The 15859-nt window shown below is 66.9% G+C and carries 11 protein-coding genes, 1 tRNA gene, 1 other RNA gene and 1 pseudogene; 7 read left to right on the top strand and 7 right to left on the bottom strand.

Features of this window, described 5'->3' with window-relative positions; translation table 11 throughout:
• Positions 1-204: 204 nt before the first annotated feature.
• The 7 genes from JO379_RS18440 to ffs form a co-directional block, all read right to left on the bottom strand.
• Positions 205-1296 (bottom strand): aspartate-semialdehyde dehydrogenase, encoded by a 1092-nt coding sequence (locus tag JO379_RS18440; RefSeq protein WP_130878397.1) that lies wholly within the window; start codon positions 1294-1296, stop codon positions 205-207.
• Positions 1293-2564, bottom strand: coding sequence for an aspartate kinase (locus JO379_RS18435; protein WP_130878398.1), 1272 nt, complete (start codon positions 2562-2564; stop codon positions 1293-1295). The genes JO379_RS18440 and JO379_RS18435 overlap by 4 nt, the downstream gene beginning before the upstream one ends.
• A gap of 215 nt (positions 2565-2779) precedes the next feature.
• A complete protein-coding gene (locus JO379_RS18430; RefSeq protein ID WP_130878399.1) occupies positions 2780-3436 on the bottom strand; it encodes a DUF5063 domain-containing protein in 657 nt (218 codons plus the stop codon).
• The gene (recR, locus tag JO379_RS18425; RefSeq protein ID WP_130878400.1) at positions 3429-4028 is read right to left on the bottom strand and encodes a recombination mediator RecR; all 600 of its coding nucleotides are present in this window, start codon (positions 4026-4028) and stop codon (positions 3429-3431) included. The genes JO379_RS18430 and recR overlap by 8 nt, the downstream gene beginning before the upstream one ends.
• A 130-nt stretch (positions 4029-4158) precedes the next feature.
• Entirely contained in the window at positions 4159-4500 is a 342-nt protein-coding gene (locus JO379_RS18420) for a YbaB/EbfC family nucleoid-associated protein (RefSeq protein ID WP_130878401.1), read from the bottom strand.
• A 165-nt stretch (positions 4501-4665) separates the two neighbouring features.
• Complete coding sequence (locus JO379_RS18415) at positions 4666-7026, bottom strand: DNA polymerase III subunit gamma and tau (protein WP_209515909.1); 2361 nt, start codon at positions 7024-7026, stop codon at positions 4666-4668.
• 87 nt (positions 7027-7113) lie between these two features.
• Positions 7114-7208, bottom strand: an RNA gene (ffs, locus tag JO379_RS18410) — signal recognition particle sRNA small type.
• A 143-nt stretch (positions 7209-7351) separates the two neighbouring features.
• Between ffs and JO379_RS18405 the strand changes: the two genes are divergently transcribed.
• The 7 genes and pseudogenes from JO379_RS18405 (at position 7352) to JO379_RS18375 (ending at position 15458) form a co-directional block, all read left to right on the top strand.
• A tRNA-Ser gene (locus tag JO379_RS18405) sits at positions 7352-7439 on the top strand.
• Positions 7440-7565: 126 nt separating this feature from the next.
• Positions 7566-7796 (top strand): annotated as a pseudogene (locus JO379_RS33335) (hypothetical protein); the annotation flags it as partial.
• 135 nt (positions 7797-7931) lie between these two features.
• Positions 7932-8837 carry a transposase gene (locus JO379_RS33330; RefSeq protein ID WP_245382258.1) on the top strand — a complete coding sequence of 302 codons (906 nt, stop codon included), beginning with the start codon at positions 7932-7934 and terminating at the stop codon, positions 8835-8837.
• 144 nt (positions 8838-8981) lie between these two features.
• Positions 8982-10898 (top strand): type I restriction-modification system subunit M, encoded by a 1917-nt coding sequence (locus tag JO379_RS18390; RefSeq protein WP_209515906.1) that lies wholly within the window; start codon positions 8982-8984, stop codon positions 10896-10898.
• Between the two features lie 62 nt (positions 10899-10960).
• Positions 10961-12121, top strand: a complete 1161-nt coding sequence (locus JO379_RS18385) for a restriction endonuclease subunit S (protein WP_209515904.1) — start codon at positions 10961-10963, stop codon at positions 12119-12121.
• Entirely contained in the window at positions 12118-15243 is a 3126-nt protein-coding gene (locus JO379_RS18380; RefSeq protein WP_209515901.1) for a type I restriction endonuclease subunit R, read from the top strand. Before JO379_RS18385 ends, JO379_RS18380 begins: the two co-directional genes overlap by 4 nt.
• The gene (locus JO379_RS18375; RefSeq protein ID WP_209515898.1) at positions 15240-15458 is read left to right on the top strand and encodes a helix-turn-helix transcriptional regulator; all 219 of its coding nucleotides are present in this window, start codon (positions 15240-15242) and stop codon (positions 15456-15458) included. The genes JO379_RS18380 and JO379_RS18375 overlap by 4 nt, the downstream gene beginning before the upstream one ends.
• Positions 15459-15859: the final 401 nt, after the last annotated feature.

Genomic DNA, 15859 nt, shown 5'->3' with positions numbered 1-15859 from the left:
ACGATGCGTCATATGCCCTCATGCGTACCAGCTCTTCCCGAATACCCCGATTTTGGTACCGCCGCGAGAGACGGCAACAAAGACGCTCCCCGCCCTGCTGTGGTTGCAGTGGGCGGGGAGCGAATCGTCGAACAGATCGTCTGCCCAGTTCAAGAGGTCCGGACCAACGACTTGATCACAGGACCTTCACACGTCCCCCAAGTATTACGGGGCCGTCAGCTCCGCCGCCACGACTTCTGCGATCTGGGCGGTATTGAGGGCCGCGCCCTTGCGCAGGTTGTCGCCGCAGACGAAGAGTTCGAGCGCCTTCGGATCGTCCAGCGAGCGCCGCACCCGGCCGACCCATGTCGGGTCGGTGCCCACGACATCGGCGGGCGTGGGGAATTCGCCCTCGGCCGGATCGTCGAAGAGCACGACCCCCGGCGCGTTGGAGAGGATCTCGTGCGCCTGGGCGACCGTCACCTCGTTCTCGAACCGCGCGTGCACGGTCAGCGAGTGCGTGGTGATCACCGGAACCCGGACACAGGTCGCGGTGACCCGCAGGTCCGGCAGCCCGAGGATCTTGCGGGATTCGTTGCGGACCTTGAGCTCCTCGGAGGACCAGCCGTCCTCCTTGAGCGAACCGGCCCACGGCACGACGTTCAGCGCCAGCGGAGCCGGGAACGGCCCCGTCGTGTCCCCGACCGCGCGCCGCACATCGCCGGGCTGCGTGCCCAGCTCCGTGCCGACGACGGCCGCGAGCTGCGCGCGCAGGGTGTCGACGCCGTCCTTGCCCGCGCCGGAAGCCGCCTGGTACGAGGAGACGATCAGCTCGCTCAGGCCGAACTCGGCGTGCAGGGCCCCCATCGCGACGATCATCGACAGGGTGGTGCAGTTGGGATTGGAGATGATCCCGCGCGGCCGCATCCGGGCCGCGTGCGCGTTCACCTCGGGCACCACCAGCGGCACGTCCGGATCCATCCGGAAGGCGCCGGAGTTGTCCACGGCGACCGCGCCCTTGGCGGCCGCGATCGGCGCCCAGCGCGCGGAGACCTCGTCGGGCACGTCGAACATCGCGACGTCGACGCCCTCGAAGGCCTCCTCGCTCAGCGCGACGACCTCGACCTCCTCGCCCCGGACGGTCAGCTTCCGGCCCGCCGAGCGCGGGGACGCGACGAGACGGATCTCGCCCCAGACGTCCTCGCGCTGCGACAGGATCTCGAGCATGACCGTCCCGACGGCGCCGGTCGCGCCGACGACGGCGAGGGTGGGCTTACGGCCCGTACGCGCGGTACGGGCCGCATGGCCGTCGGTCATCGACCGGTGCCCCCGTAGACGACCGCCTCGTCGCTCTCGGTGTCCAGGCCGAAGGCCGTGTGCACGGCACGCACCGCTTCGTTCACATCGTCGGCGCGGGTGACGACCGAGATGCGGATCTCGGAGGTCGAGATCAGCTCGATGTTCACGCCGGCGTTCGACAGCGCCTCGAAGAACGTCGCGGTGACCCCGGGGTTGGTCTTCATACCGGCGCCGACCAGCGAGATCTTGGCGATCTGGTCGTCGTAGCGCAGCGAGTCGAAGCCGATGCTGTCCTTCGTCTTCTCCAGCGCCGCGATGGCCTTGCGGCCCTCGGTCTTCGGCAGCGTGAAGGAGATGTCGGTCAGACCGGTGGACGCGGCCGAGACGTTCTGCACGACCATGTCGATGTTGATCTCGGCGTCCGCGATCGCGCGGAAGATCGTCGCGGCCTCGCCCGGCTTGTCCGGCACCCCGACGACCGTGACCTTCGCCTCGGACGTGTCGTGGGCAACCCCCGAGATGATCGCCTGCTCCATCGGCTGGTCCCCTTGCGGTTCGTTGCTGACCCATGTGCCCTTGAGCCCCGAGAAGGACGAGCGCACGTGGATCGGGATGTTGTAACGGCGTGCGTACTCGACGCAGCGGTGCAGCAGCACCTTGGACCCGGAGCTCGCCAGCTCCAGCATGTCCTCGAACGAGATCCACTCGATCTTCCGGGCCTTCTTCACGACCCGCGGATCGGCGGTGAAGACCCCGTCGACGTCGGTGTAGATCTCGCACACCTCGGCGTTCAGCGCGGCGGCCAGCGCGACGGCGGTGGTGTCACTACCGCCGCGGCCCAGGGTGGTGATGTCCTTCTTGTCCTGGGACACACCCTGGAAACCGGCCACGATCGCGATGTTGCCCGCGTCGACGGACTGCTGGATGCGGCCCGGCGTGACATCAATGATCCGCGCCTTGTTGTGGACCGAGTCGGTGATGACTCCGGCCTGGCTGCCGGTGAACGACTGTGCCTCGTGACCGAGGTTTTTGATCGCCATCGCCAGCAGCGCCATGGAGATTCGCTCTCCGGCGGTCAGCAGCATGTCGAACTCGCGCCCGGCAGGGATCGGCGAAACCTGCGCGGCGAGATCGATCAACTCGTCCGTCGTGTCACCCATCGCGGAAACCACGACGACCACCTGGTGGCCGTTCTTCTTGGCTTCCACGATTCGCTTGGCAACCCGCTTGATGCCTTCGGCATCGGCAACGGAGGAGCCTCCGTACTTCTGCACGACAAGGCCCACGTGCGCTCCTCGCAGCTATATGTAATGAGGTCGACCCAGTCTAACGAGCAGGCCGAATCCACCTCGCCAATATCACATGGTGAGACACCATGCTCACCACATGACCGGCGCGGCAGCGCGTGCGACGTCCCTGTCACACCCGGCCGCGCCCGTCCGCGACGGTCCCTGCCCGTATCGCCGGAGCGCACACGGGAACGTAAGCCAGCTCACACGGCTCAGATCGAGCGCAGTCCCAGTGGGCCCGCGATCTCGGCCGCCATGACCTTGCCCGCCTCCTCGGCCAGCTGCTCCTCCGCCGCGGCGTCGTCCGTGTCCAGCCCGCCCAGCTCGTCCAGCGGCTGGTCCAGGCGTACGTGCGCGACGAGCGACTGCAGCGCCCGCAGCGCGGCGGAGGCGGTCGGGCCCCAGTTGGAGAGGTAGGAGAACTGCCACCACCACAGCGCCTCGCTGACGCGGCCGTCGCGGTAGTGCGCCATGCCGTGCCGCAGGTCGGTGATGATGTCGGCCAGGTCGTCCGAGATCCGGCACGCGACGGGCATGCTGCGCGGCACGTACGGGTCGAAGACCTCCGAATAGACGTCGACCGGGTCCAGCAGCCGCGCGAACCGCTCGCGCAGCTCGTCGACGTCCGGCTCCGGGCCCACGTCCGGTTCGTACCGCTCGTCCGGCAGGAAGTCCTCGTGGGCGCCCAGCCGACCACCGGTCAGGATGAGCTGGGAGACCTCCAGCAGCAGGAAGGGAACAGCACTGTCGGGCTCGTCGCCTCGGGACACCTCGGCGACCGCCACGATGAAGCTCTCGATCGAGTCCGCGATCTGGACCGCGAAATCATCCGGATCGCGCTTGGCGTCGTGAAGCGTTGCGTCAGACATCGAGAAGTCGTCTCCCTTCGAAGGCACGCCCGAGCGTGACCTCGTCGGCATATTCCAGATCTCCACCCACAGGCAGACCACTGGCCAGCCTCGTGACCTTCAAACCCATGGGCTTCACCATGCGCGCGAGGTACGTGGCCGTGGCCTCACCCTCAAGATTGGGGTCGGTGGCCAGAATCAGCTCGGTGACCGTGCCGTCCGCGAGCCGCGCCAGCAGCTCACGGATCCGCAGGTCGTCCGGGCCCACGCCCTCGATGGGGCTGATCGCCCCGCCGAGCACGTGATAGCGACCGCGGAATTCCCGCGTCCGCTCGATCGCGACGACGTCCTTGGACTCCTCCACGACACAGATCACCGCGAGATCGCGGCGCGGGTCGGAGCAGACCCGGCACCGCTCCTCCTGCGCCACATTGCCGCAGACCACGCAGAACCGGACCTTCGCCTTGACCTCGGTCAGTGCGTGGGCGAGCCGGCGGACGTCGGCCGGCTCGGCCTGGAGGATGTGGAAGGCGATCCGCTGCGCGCTCTTGGGACCGACGCCGGGCAGCCTGCCCAACTCGTCGATGAGGTCCTGGACCACGCCTTCATACACGGATCGGATTCTCCTTCTTCGATTCTTCGCTTCTTCGGTTTACGGATGTTTCAGCGGTCGCGGACCGCCGGTCGGACGGCCCGCTGCCGCCCGGGACCGGAACGGCGGACCGGCCGGAACGGCAGACCGGTCAGAACGGCAGACCGGGGATGCCGCCGCCGCCCAGGCCCTGTGCCAGCGGGCCCAGCTTCTGCTGCTGCAACTGCTGTGCGGTGGCGTTGGCGTCGCGCACCGCGGCGAGGACGAGGTCCGCGAGGGTCTCGGTGTCCTCGGGGTCCACGGCCTTGGGGTCGATGACCAGGGCCTGGAGCTCGCCGGCACCGGTGACCGTGGCCTTCACCAGGCCACCGCCCGCCGTGCCCTCGACCGGGGTCCGAGCCAGCTCCTCCTGGGCCGCGGCGAGGTCCTGCTGCATCTTCTGGGCCTGCTGGAGCAGCTGCTGCATGTTCGGCTGGCCACCACCGGGAATCACGGGTTAGCTCCTGGCTGTCGACGACGATTTGCTTCGGTAGCCCGAGCCTACGTGCTCGTCGCGCGCCGCGCCCTACGCCGTCGGAAGAAGTCCGGGAGCGCCCGGGGGCGCGGGCGGCGCCCTCGCGTCGCCCGCGGTCCGTGGCCCCGGGCTCCCACGCGCCGCCTACTCGTTGGCGATCTCCTCGATGACGGTCGCGCCCAGCTCGCGCACGATCAGATCGTGGCCGGTCAGCGCGGTGTCATCAAGATCCGGGTCGTCCTCGGCGGGCATGTCGTCCTCGATCGCGACATGCCGCGGCTCGGGCTCCCGGGGCGGCTGGGACGGCTGGTACTGCCCGGCCGAGGGCGCCGCCGGGGCCTGCCGCGCCTGCGGAGCGGGGGCGGCGGGCGGGGCCGCGGGCGCCGCGGTGGCGGCCTGTGCCGGCCGGGGCGCGGCGGGGGCGCCGCCGCCCTGGCCTCCGGAGAAGCCGCCCGGGGCACCCGGTGCGGCTTGGCCGAAGCCGCCCCCGCCGCCGGAGGACCCGCCGAAGCCGCCCGCACCACCGGCCGGGCCGCCTCCGAAGCCACCGCCGGGCGCGCTGCCGCCGCCGGAGGGGTCGACGACCAGCTCGACCTTCCACTGCACGCCGAGCGCGTCGCTGAGCGCCTGGCGCAGGACGTCCTCGCTGCCGCTGTTGGCGAAGCTGTCACGCGCTCCGGCGTTGGAGAAGCCGACCTGGACCGTGCTGCCGTCGAAGCCGACGACCTGGGCGTTCTGGCTGAGCAGGATCCACGTGAAACGGCGGCGGTTCTTGACCGCCTCCAGGATGTCCGGCCACATCTGCCGCACCTGGGACGGGTCACCGCCGCTCTGCGGCTGCTGCTGGCCGTACGAGCCACCGGGCGCGGCCGGGGCCGCCGCCGGGGCGGGCGCGGGCGGTGCCTGACCGGGAGCCGCGGCGGAGGGCCAGGCTCCGGCCTGAGGCGCCGGGGCGGGCGCGGCCGGTGGTGCGGCCGGGGCGGGCGCGCCGGGCGCGGCAGCGGACGGCCAGGCGCCGGGCCTGCTGCCGCTCGCCGGGGCGCTCGCCGTGCCACCTGCTGCGGTGCCGCCCGCTGCGCCGTTCTCGGGACTGCCGGCCGCGGTGGGCCAGGCGCCGGCCGCGGCCTGGGGCTGGGCCTGAGGCTGGGGCTGTACGGGCTGCGGCTCGGCGGCCGGGGCCGGGGCGACGGGCGCGGCCGGAGCCGCGGCGGGTGCGCCCGAGACCGCCGCGCGGGCGGCGGCGGGGCCGGTGAGACCCGCGGCGGCCGCCGGGTCGTGGGCCTGCGGCCCCGGGGCGTAGCCCATCGCGGGGGCACCCTGCGGCGCGCTCACGAAGGCACCGGCGAGGGCGCCGCGCTCCAGCTTGTCGAGCCGGGCCCGTACGGACCGCTCGTCGTCGAAGGCGGCGGGCAGCAGCACCCGCGCGCAGATCAGCTCCAGCTGGAGCCGCGGGGACGTCGCCCCGCGCATCTCCGTGAGGCCCTCGTTGACCAGGTCGGCGGCGCGGCTCAGCTCGGCGGCGCCGAAGACGGACGCCTGCGCCTGCATGCGCTCCACGACGTCGACGGGGGCGTCGATGAGCCCCTTCTCCACGGCGTCGGGCACGGCGGCGAGGATCACGAGATCGCGCAGCCGCTCCAGCAGGTCCGCGACGAAGCGGCGGGGGTCGTTGCCGCCCTCGATGACGCGGTCGACGACCTCGAAGGCCGCGGCGCCGTCGGCGGCCGCGAAGGCGTCGATCACCGCGTCGAGCAGCGAGCCCTCCGTGTAGCCGAGGAGGGACGTCGCCATGGCGTATGTCACACCGTCCTCGGCGGCACCGGCCAGCAGCTGGTCCATCACGGACATCGAGTCACGCACGGACCCGGCACCGGCCCGCACGACCAGCGGCAGCACGCCGTCCTCGACGGGGATCGCCTCGCGGCCGCAGACCTCGCCCAGGTATTCGCGCAGCGTGCCCGGCGGGACGAGCCGGAAGGGGTAGTGGTGCGTACGCGACCGGATCGTGCCGATGACCTTCTCGGGCTCGGTGGTCGCGAAGATGAACTTGAGGTGCTCCGGCGGCTCCTCGACCACCTTCAGCAGGGCGTTGAAGCCCGCCGAGGTGACCATGTGCGCCTCATCGATGATGTAGATCTTGTAGCGGCTGGAGGCGGGCCCGAAGAAGGCCTTCTCGCGCAGCTCACGGGCGTCGTCCACGCCACCGTGGGACGCGGCGTCGATCTCGATGACATCGATGGAACCGCGGCCGTTGCGCGCGAGGTCCTGGCAGGACTGGCACTCGCCGCACGGCGTGGGCGTGGGGCCCTGCTCGCAGTTCAGACAGCGGGCGAGGATGCGCGCGCTGGTCGTCTTGCCACAGCCGCGCGGACCGCTGAACAGATACGCGTGATTGACCCGGTTGTTGCGCAGCGCCTGCTGCAACGGGGTGGTGACATGCTCCTGCCCGATGACCTCTGCGAAGGACTCGGGGCGGTAGCGGCGGTATAGCGCGAGGGACGACACACCTACGACGATATCGGGCCGCACTGACAAGTGGTCTCGATCACAGCCCGGGCCCCCGCCGGGAGCCCGCTGCGGCCCCCGGGAAACGCAAGGGCCCCCCACGCACCCGCCAGAGCCCACTTACCCTTGCTGCCTTCCGGCCCTGGGGGAGTTAGGTGAGATAGCGCCACGTGAGGGGCTTGCCCTCAGCCTAGCCGATCCCGGGCGATGCTCGCGCCCTCCCCTCCCCCGGAACCTCTCCCGAACCTCCCTCGACCTCTCCCCGGCACCCACCTCCGAGGGAGGTGTTCGCGAGCACCCCTCAACGTCTTGTATTGTTTGCGGCGGAGGATTCGCCTAGTGGCCTAGGGCGCACGCTTGGAAAGCGTGTTGGGGGCAACCCCTCACGAGTTCGAATCTCGTATCCTCCGCCAGTGCCTCACCGGGCACGATGTCGAAGGGCCCCACCGCTTGCGGTGGGGCCCTTCAACGTGTGTGGTCTCAGTTTTGGTCTCAGTTGCCGCTAAGCCCAATCTCCCTCGGTCCGTGATCGCTTGATCGTGGTACTGATCGCCACGTCGTCTACCTGCCGGGCGTGTTCATGCCGAGATGCGAACCAGGGAGCGAGAGCCGTACCGCAGCGACTTGTCGGACAAGCAGTCGGTGTTGATCGATCCGATGATCACTGCCTGGAGGCAGGACCGGGTGGCGCGGTCGGCGACCGGGGACCCGGGGCCTGCGACCTGCGGGAGGCCGTGAACGCGATCTTCTACCAGAGCCGAACGGGGTGCCAGTGGCGCTATCCGCCCAATGACTTCCCGGCCTGGTCGGCGGTCTTCTACTACCACGCTCTGGCGCCAGGACGGGCTGGATCAGCGGATCCGGGAACTCCTGCGCTGCTAGGTGCGGGAGAGAGCCCGTCCCTCATGATCGTCGACACCCAGTCCGTGCGCGCGGCTGCGGGTGTCCCGAAGACTACGACGGGACTGGACGCCGACAAGAAGATGTCGGGCATCAAGCGGGTACTGGACGTCGACGTTCTGGGGCTGATCGGCGTCGCGGTCCTGGCCGCCTCCACGCACGACATTGCCGCCGGCACCGCCCTGCTCGACCAGGCCGCCGAGCGGTGCGACAACCGCCTGGAGAAGGTCCTGACGGATCAGGGCTTCAAGGACGAGGTCACCGTCCACGGGGTCCTGCTGGACAGCGACATCGAGGTCGTCCGCTGCAACCCTGAAGACCAGGACAAGGGCTTCGTCCCGCAGCCCAAGCGGTGGATCGCGGAGCAGGTCAACGGCACGTTGGTGCTGCACCGCCGCCCGGCCCGCGAGTACGACCACCACCCCGACACCTCCGCCTCTCGCGTCCACTGGCCTCCATCGCGAACGTGGCCCGCCGCCTCGCCACACCGAGTCCCGCCTGGCGCAACGCCCTCGGACTGGCCGGGTGGACGTCATCGAGCCCCTGGCGGACTCCAGGCCCAGCATGACGAGACCACAGCCCGGGCCAGTGAACTGCGCGATCAGATCGAGCACTCGACCGCGCTCCTGGCCGAGACCGAGGCGCGACTCTCGGACCTGGCCACCACCCGGAAGGTCATCGCCGAACCCGAACCGCCCGAGACGAACACCGCCTACCAGGCCATCGTGAACGCTTCAACCAGCACCTCGGCCAGGCGTTCCGAGCTCGTAAGCTGCACCAACTCCTCGGCATGCCCACCGACGAGGCATCCGTCAGCATCACCCGCAGCCGTCTCGGATGCCTCACCCGCCAGGGCTTCCTCACCCAGTCAGGACGAGGCCACTACCAGAAACGGACTTAATGTCCGCTAACGCCAAGCAGGACCATCGTTGCCTCAGAACCACGTAAATGACACGTTCCTGATACAGCGCTCATGTAATGTTTCTGATACATCAGATGGCGGTGACGAGTAGGAACGAGCAGGCATGGTAGATCACACGATGTCATCCAGGAGCATGACGGCGCGCATCGTCTGGGATACGGCGGACAAGTACCTGCGCAACATCGTTGACGAGGAAGACTACGGCGACTACATCCTGCCGTTCACGGTCCTCCGGCGACTAGAGTGCATGCTCGCCGACTCGAAGGAGGAAGTGGCGAAGTTCGTCGCCTCGCTCGGCTCGCTGCCCCCGCATCTGATCGACATCGCGGTCAAGGACAAGTTCGGGCTGGGCTTCTACAACGTCTCGCCGCTCGACCTCGCCGCGATCGCTTCGGTCGATGACAACGTGGACAAGTCCCTCAAGAGCTACGTTGACGGGTTCTCGCACAACATCGCTGACATTTGGGTCTCGTTCGACTTTAACCGGCGCGCGAAGGTCCTCGCCGACGCCAACCGCCTGCACGCCGTCGTCAAGCACTTCTCCACACTCGACCTCAGCCCGAACAGGCTCAGCAACATGGGGATGGGTGACGTCTTCGAGGACGTCATGTACCGGGCCTTCAATAAGAAGGGCAAGGCAGCCGGCAACTTCTACACGCCGCGAGACGCCATCCGGCTCATGGTCGACGTGTTGATCAGCAACGACGACGACACGATTGCGTCCGACCATGCCGCGCGCTCGGTCTACGACCCGACGGCTGGCTCCGGCGGCATGCTGCTGATCGCGCAGGAGGCGCTGAAACGCACCAACGAGAAGGTCGACGTCACTCTCTACGGCCAGGAACTCATGCCGTCCGCGTTCGCGCTCGGTAAGGCAGACCTGCTCATCCAGGGCGGCCGTCCCGACGCGATCAAGAAGGGCAACACCCTCGTGGAGGATCTCTACGAGGGGCAAACCTTCGACTACGTGCTTTCGAACCCTCCGTTCGGCATCGACTGGGAGGTTGAGGAGGAGTCGGTGCGGAAGCAGGCGAAGGTGCACGGTTCCCGCTTCAGCCACGGTCTTCCCAGCACATCCGACGGACAGATGCTCTTCCTGGCTCACTGCGCCTCGAAACTTAGCCCTGCGACCAAGAACGGTCAGGGCGGGCGAGCTGCAGTGGTCTCGAACCAGTCGCCGCTGTTCAATAGCGACAACGGCCCGAACGCAATCCGTCAGTGGCTCCTCGAAGAGGACCTCATTGACACCATCATCGCGCTACCCACGAGCATGTTCTACGGCACGGGCATCGCAACCTATGTCTGGATCCTCGACACGAACAAGGAATCCGAGCGCAAGGGCAAGATCCAGCTCATCGACGGCTCCGACCAGTGGGACTCGCTGCGGAAGCCCATGGGCGAGAAGCGCCGCGAGATGGGGAAGGACCATCGAGCCCGGCTGCTTGAAGCTTACAAGGCGTTCGAGTACGCCGATCCTGCGATCTCTCGTGTAATGGCTCGTGAAGACTTCATGTTCCGTGACGTGCCGGTGTACAAGCAGGCGCGCTTCACAACGCGCTTCAGCGATACAGCAGTCGAGGCGCTGCGCAGTCGCCGAGACTTCACCGAAGACCACGTCGCGGTCCTGCGCTCTCTTGACGACATGCCGTGGAACGACCTCCCGAAGACATTCCCTCAAGCCGCGAAGGCAGCTGGGCTGAAAGCCCCCGTGGGCCTCGTTGACGCGGTCATGAAGGCCATGGGCGTGCCTGATGACTCCGCGCCGCTCGCTGTCGACCGAAAGGGCAAGCCTGTAATCGTCCCGGGCTGGAAGCTCACGGAGCGTGTGCCCCTGAGCGAAGACTTGGACGACCACATGGCACGCAAAGTGCTGCCGTACGCTCCCGGCGCGAAGTGGGACGAGAGCAAGGCGAAGCAGGGTACCGATATTCCGTTCACGCGGCTCTTCTACGTTCCGAAGGAACCTCGCCCTCTCGCAGAGATCGACTCCGACGTGGAAAAGATCATGGGCGAGCTGGGAGATATGTTCCGGGCGGTGAGCGCGGAGTGAAATCATTTGCCCCGGTTTGGAAGTTTGCAGAAGTCAATCCCGTAACTGCTGACTTCAAGTCCATGGCTGACGGCACCGTCGTCACTTTCATGCCGCTGGAGGCGATTTGGCCTGGCGCAAAGTGCGATTACAGCCGCACCTTGCCATGGTCGTCGAAGTTGAGCTACACGCAGTTCCGACGAGGGGATATCCTCGTTCCGAAGATCACGCCGACGTTCGAAGCTGGACGCACGATCATCGCGGATATCCCCTCTACCTGTGGTCTCGCCTCTACCGAGGTTCACGTCGTTAGAGCGAACGATGAAACCGATCCGAGGTTCCTGCAGTATTCATTTCAGAGTCAGCCCTTCCTGAACGAAGGAGCGCATTCGCTGCAAGGCGTGGGGAACCTCCGGCGAATTACACCGCGCTTTGTGCAGGAGTACAAGGTGCTCGATGTGTCGCGCGATGTTCAGACCATCATTAGCAAATACCTTGATCGAGAGACGGGTGAGATCGAGGAGACAATCAGCAGGCTCGATGATCTGGCAAGCGTGCTGCGACACCGCGACGCTGTGGTTCGCACTGGCATGGTCTGCGGCCTTTTGGGGGGGCATAGCAATGCTCCTCTGGATGCTCATTCGCCCACCTCGAGCATTCCCGACCATTGGGAGCGCACGAAGTTCGGATACGACTTCTTCGAGAGCACCGAGCGGAACGGCGATGACCCGCCGGGTCCGCTCCTCTCTATCTCGGAGTACCGAGGAGTCGAACTGAACACCCGCACCGACGGGCAGCAGGCATCTCTCGACGTCTCGAAGTACCGCGTCGTGAGGCCCGGCCAGCTCGCCGCGAACATGATGTGGCTCAATCATGGCGGGCTCGGCGTGTCGTCTCTGACGGGCTACATCAGCCCGGACTACAAGGCGTTCTGGATCTCGAAGAGGTTCGAGCCGCGCTACGTGCACCACCTTTTCCGCAGCTCCCGGTACATCGACTACTTCGCAGCCATCGCAACTGGTGTCCGCCCCAATGCTCAGCGGGTCACTAAGACAGTGCTCGACGCGACGCCCGTCCCATTGCCGCCGCTTAACGAACAGATTCGTATCGCGGACGAGCTTGACGCGGCTACTGCCAAAACCGATGCAATGCTGGCGAAGGTTGCTGAGCTGAAGGAACTGCTCATCGAGCGCCGCACCGCGCTCATCACCGATGTGGTGACCGGACGGAAGGAAGTCGTATGAGCCACGCGCAGCTGATGGAGCTGGAGTTCGAGAGCAACCTCTGCGCCGAGCTCGCCGAGCGGGGTTGGCTCTACGAGGGCGATGGCAAGCCGACCAGCTGGGACGTCGGACTCGCGATGATTCCCAGCGACGTGTTGCACTGGCTCAGCACCCAGTACCCGGACGAGTACGAGAAGGCGGTGCCCGGCGACCTGGTCGAGGGTCAGAAGACCGACGCCGAGCGCAAGCTGCTCCAGCACATCACCAAAGAGCTTGCCAAGGTCACGAGGATGGACCCGACCACGGGGCATCCGGTGGGCGGGCTGCTCGGCGTGCTGCGCAAGGGCTTCACCTACGCCCAGGTCGGACGGCCCACCGCGAAGTTCGGGCCGATGATGGCGTTCCCGCCGGCGAACCCTAACCTCACCGAGGTAGTCGAGGCCGCTGCCGCCGTGCGCCTGCGGATCCTTCGCCAGGTCCGCTTCGACACCACGACCACCGAGACCCTTGACGTCGTGCTCACCGCGAACGGTCTGCCTGTAGCGACGCTGGAGCTGAAGACCGACAACACGCAGACGGTCAACCACGCGATCCGGCAGTACAAGGAGGACCGCAAGCCCGGGAAGAACCGTCCGCTGCTCGCGCCCGGCCGAGCTCTCGTGCACTTCGCGGTGTCCAACGACCTCGTCTACATGACCACGAAGCTCGAGGCCGGGGACACGATGTTCCTGCCCTTCAACCAGGGCAATGAGGGCCATGAGGGCAACCCGCCGTCGGGCACCGGCTCGTCGACGAACTATCTGTGGCGCGAGATCCTCGCCCGCCCGATGTTCATGCGCATCCTCAAGGACTTCGCGCTCTTCGAGCCGAGCAAGTCCGGCAAGAGGGGCGATGGCCGTCTGGTCTTCCCCCGCTTCCACCAGCTGCGCGCCGTCGAGCGGGTTGTGGCCGACATCGAGGAAAACGGCACGGGCAAGCGCTACCTGATCTGGCACTCGGCCGGTTCGGGGAAGACGAAAACGATCGCGTGGCTCAGCCACAGGCTGATCCGCCACATGAGCGCCGACTCGAAGTCGACCTTTGATTCTGTCATCGTCGTCACCGACCGCACCGTCCTCGATGAGAACATCCGCGACGACATGAGCCTCGTGCAGTCGAGCAAGGGGCTGGTCGTCACCGTCGGCGAGAAGTCCGGTGCGAAGTCGCCGCAGCTGAAGAAGGCGCTCGTCGAGGGCGACCACATCATCACCTGCACCCTGCAGACCTTCCCCGAGGTCATGAAGCTGATCGAGGACACTCAGGAGCTGCGCGGCAGGCGCTGGGCCGTGGTCGCGGACGAGGCGCACTCCTCTCAGTCGGGCTCCACCGCTCGTCAGCTCAAGGAGCTGCTCGCCGACATCGAGCTCGACGTGGATGAAGACGACATCGGTGCTGACGACCTGCTGTTGGCCAAGGACTCGGCCATTGCCGCCTCCAGCAACATCACTTTCATCGCGCTCACCGCGACGCCTAAGGCGAAAACACTGCGCCTGTTCGGTACTGAACGCGACGGTCGCTGGGAGGCCTTCGACACTTACACGATGGCGCAGGCGATCGAGGAGGGCTTCATCCTCGACGTGCTCACGAACTACTCGACCTACGACATGTTCCTCCGGGTGAAGAAGACCCTTGACGGGGAGGAAGGCGAAACCGAAATCCATGTCAACACCGGTGAGGCTGTCTCCAACATCGTGCGCTATGCCCGCCTCCACCCGACCGCGATCGCGCAGAAGGTCCGCGTCGTGATCGAGCATTTCCGCCGAAACGTGATGCACATGCTCGACGGTGAAGCGAAGGCGATGGTCGTGACGAGCTCGCGCATCGAGGCGCTCAGCTGGTCGAGGAAGATGGACGACTACATCGCGGCCCAGGGCTACACCGACATGAGCACGTTGGTCGCGTTCTCCGGTTCGCTCACCGACGAGGCTGGCGATACGGTCACCGAAGTCTCGCTCAACGGCCGCGGCGATGTCGCCAAGGCATTCCGCGAGGAGGGGATCTATCGGGTCCTCATCGTCGCCAACAAGTTCCAGACCGGCTTCGACGAGCCGCGCCTCATGGCCATGTACGTTGACAAGAAGCTCTCCGGCGTCGCCACGGTCCAGACGCTTTCGCGGCTGAACCGCATCTACCCTGGCAAGACCGCCCCGATGGTCGTCGACTTCCGCAACACTCCGGCGAGCATCCAAAAAGACTTCAAGCTCTACTACTCCGATGCGCACGTCGACGGCGACGTCGATCCCAATGCACTGGTCACGATTGGCGAGCGGCTCGACACTGCGGGGCTCTACTCCCACGAGGAGATGGACGCGGTCGCTGACGCCTTCTTGGACGATGCCGGCGGAGAGGCCATTGCCAAGGCTCTTTCGCCGATCAAGAACCGTTGGACTGGGCAGTGGCGGCAAGCCGTACTGTCCAAGGACAAGGCCCGGAAGGAGGCGCTGCAGGGCTTCCGCGTGGATGTGCTCGGCTACCGCAATGCCTGGCAGTTCCTCAGCCAGATCGTCGACTACCAGGACCCCGAGCTGCACCGCCGCGCGATCCTCGCGACGCTGCTGGCCCGCAATCTCCACACCAACGGGAACAACTACGACGACAGCTACCTCGAAGGAGTGCAGCTCTCGGGGGTCAAGCTCGTTCCGTCCGCCATCAACGAGGACCACTCGCTGAGCGAGGGCAGCGGTGATGCCATCAAGCTCCCGAGCTTCGACGGCGAGTACAAGGGCGAGGCCGCGCCGAAGCGCGGTCCGCTAGACGAGGCCATAGACAAGGTCAACGAGATGTTCCGGGCCAAGGGCGTCGACGTGAGCCCGGAGAGCGTTTCTGGATTCATTACGACGTTCTGGGGATTCCTCGACGCAAACGAGGAGGCCGTGGCGATGGCAAAGAACAACACCATCGCACAACTCAAAGCGTCCGAGGGATTCAGCGGAGCCGTCGGGCTCGCCGTGCTGAAGACGGTCAGCGAGTCGCAGGAGATCCAGTCGTACATGACTGACCCGGCATTCCTTGAGCAGATCGCGGATATCGCTGCGGACGCACTTCACGCCCAGCACCGCTCCGTCCCGAATGCGAAGTCCGGCAGCGAGGAGCCGGGGGCATGAGCGAGCCCGAGCAGGTGAACTTCGGCGACACCATCCGCGAGACTCGAAGGAAGCACGGGTGGTCGCAGGCGGAACTCGGTGAAAAATCGGGCGTCTCCCGCCCGACCATCGCTCGAGTCGAGGCGAACCATGACGTCACAACCGCGACCATCGCGAAGATCGCCCAGGCTCTCGGGCTCACGCTCGAACTGAGGAACCGCGACAAGGCCGTCTAGCCAGTGGCCATGTTCACCACCCCGTACCCGGGGACCGACGCGCGGCGCTGATGACGTTGTGGTCCCCGACCGGGTTCGTGAGGACCTCCGGGGTGGTCGTGGACTGACGAATGCGCGAAGGCCCGGCAACCTGTGGCGGTTGCCGGGCCTCTTCGTGCTGCGGGCCTGACGCGCGCCCTGGCCACCTGGCCGACGCTCCAGTGGGGTTCGCTGCGGTGGGCGGCGTTCCGGAGCACTACCAGTCGTCGGTGTCGCCGTACTTTCCCGGGTTCTGAGCGCGGTCCCCAGTCTCGCGACGCCAGCTGTGGAGATGCCGCTCAGCACCTGACACTCAGACAGGTGGGGGTCGGGAATGTCAGCGTTCCGCTTGTGAGCGCTCGGTGGGGCCGGTACGACGGTCA

Origin of the sequence: Streptomyces syringium (assembly GCF_017876625.1) — a bacterium.
GTDB classification, from domain to species: domain Bacteria; phylum Actinomycetota; class Actinomycetes; order Streptomycetales; family Streptomycetaceae; genus Streptomyces; species Streptomyces syringius.
The sequence above is the reverse complement of the archived record's forward strand: the minus strand, read 5'-3'. Positions and strand labels throughout refer to the sequence as shown.

Coding starts and splice junctions, on each gene's coding strand:
- JO379_RS18440 (WP_130878397.1), bottom strand. CDS start 1,296: ATGACCGACGGCCATGCGGCCCGTACCGCGCGTACGGGCCGTAAGCCC.
- JO379_RS18430 (WP_130878399.1), bottom strand. CDS start 3,436: ATGTCTGACGCAACGCTTCACGACGCCAAGCGCGATCCGGATGATTTC.
- JO379_RS33330 (WP_245382258.1), top strand. CDS start 7,932: ATGATCGTCGACACCCAGTCCGTGCGCGCGGCTGCGGGTGTCCCGAAG.
- JO379_RS18390 (WP_209515906.1), top strand. CDS start 8,982: ATGACGGCGCGCATCGTCTGGGATACGGCGGACAAGTACCTGCGCAAC.
- JO379_RS18385 (WP_209515904.1), top strand. CDS start 10,961: ATGGCTGACGGCACCGTCGTCACTTTCATGCCGCTGGAGGCGATTTGG.
- JO379_RS18380 (WP_209515901.1), top strand. CDS start 12,118: ATGAGCCACGCGCAGCTGATGGAGCTGGAGTTCGAGAGCAACCTCTGC.
- JO379_RS18375 (WP_209515898.1), top strand. CDS start 15,240: ATGAGCGAGCCCGAGCAGGTGAACTTCGGCGACACCATCCGCGAGACT.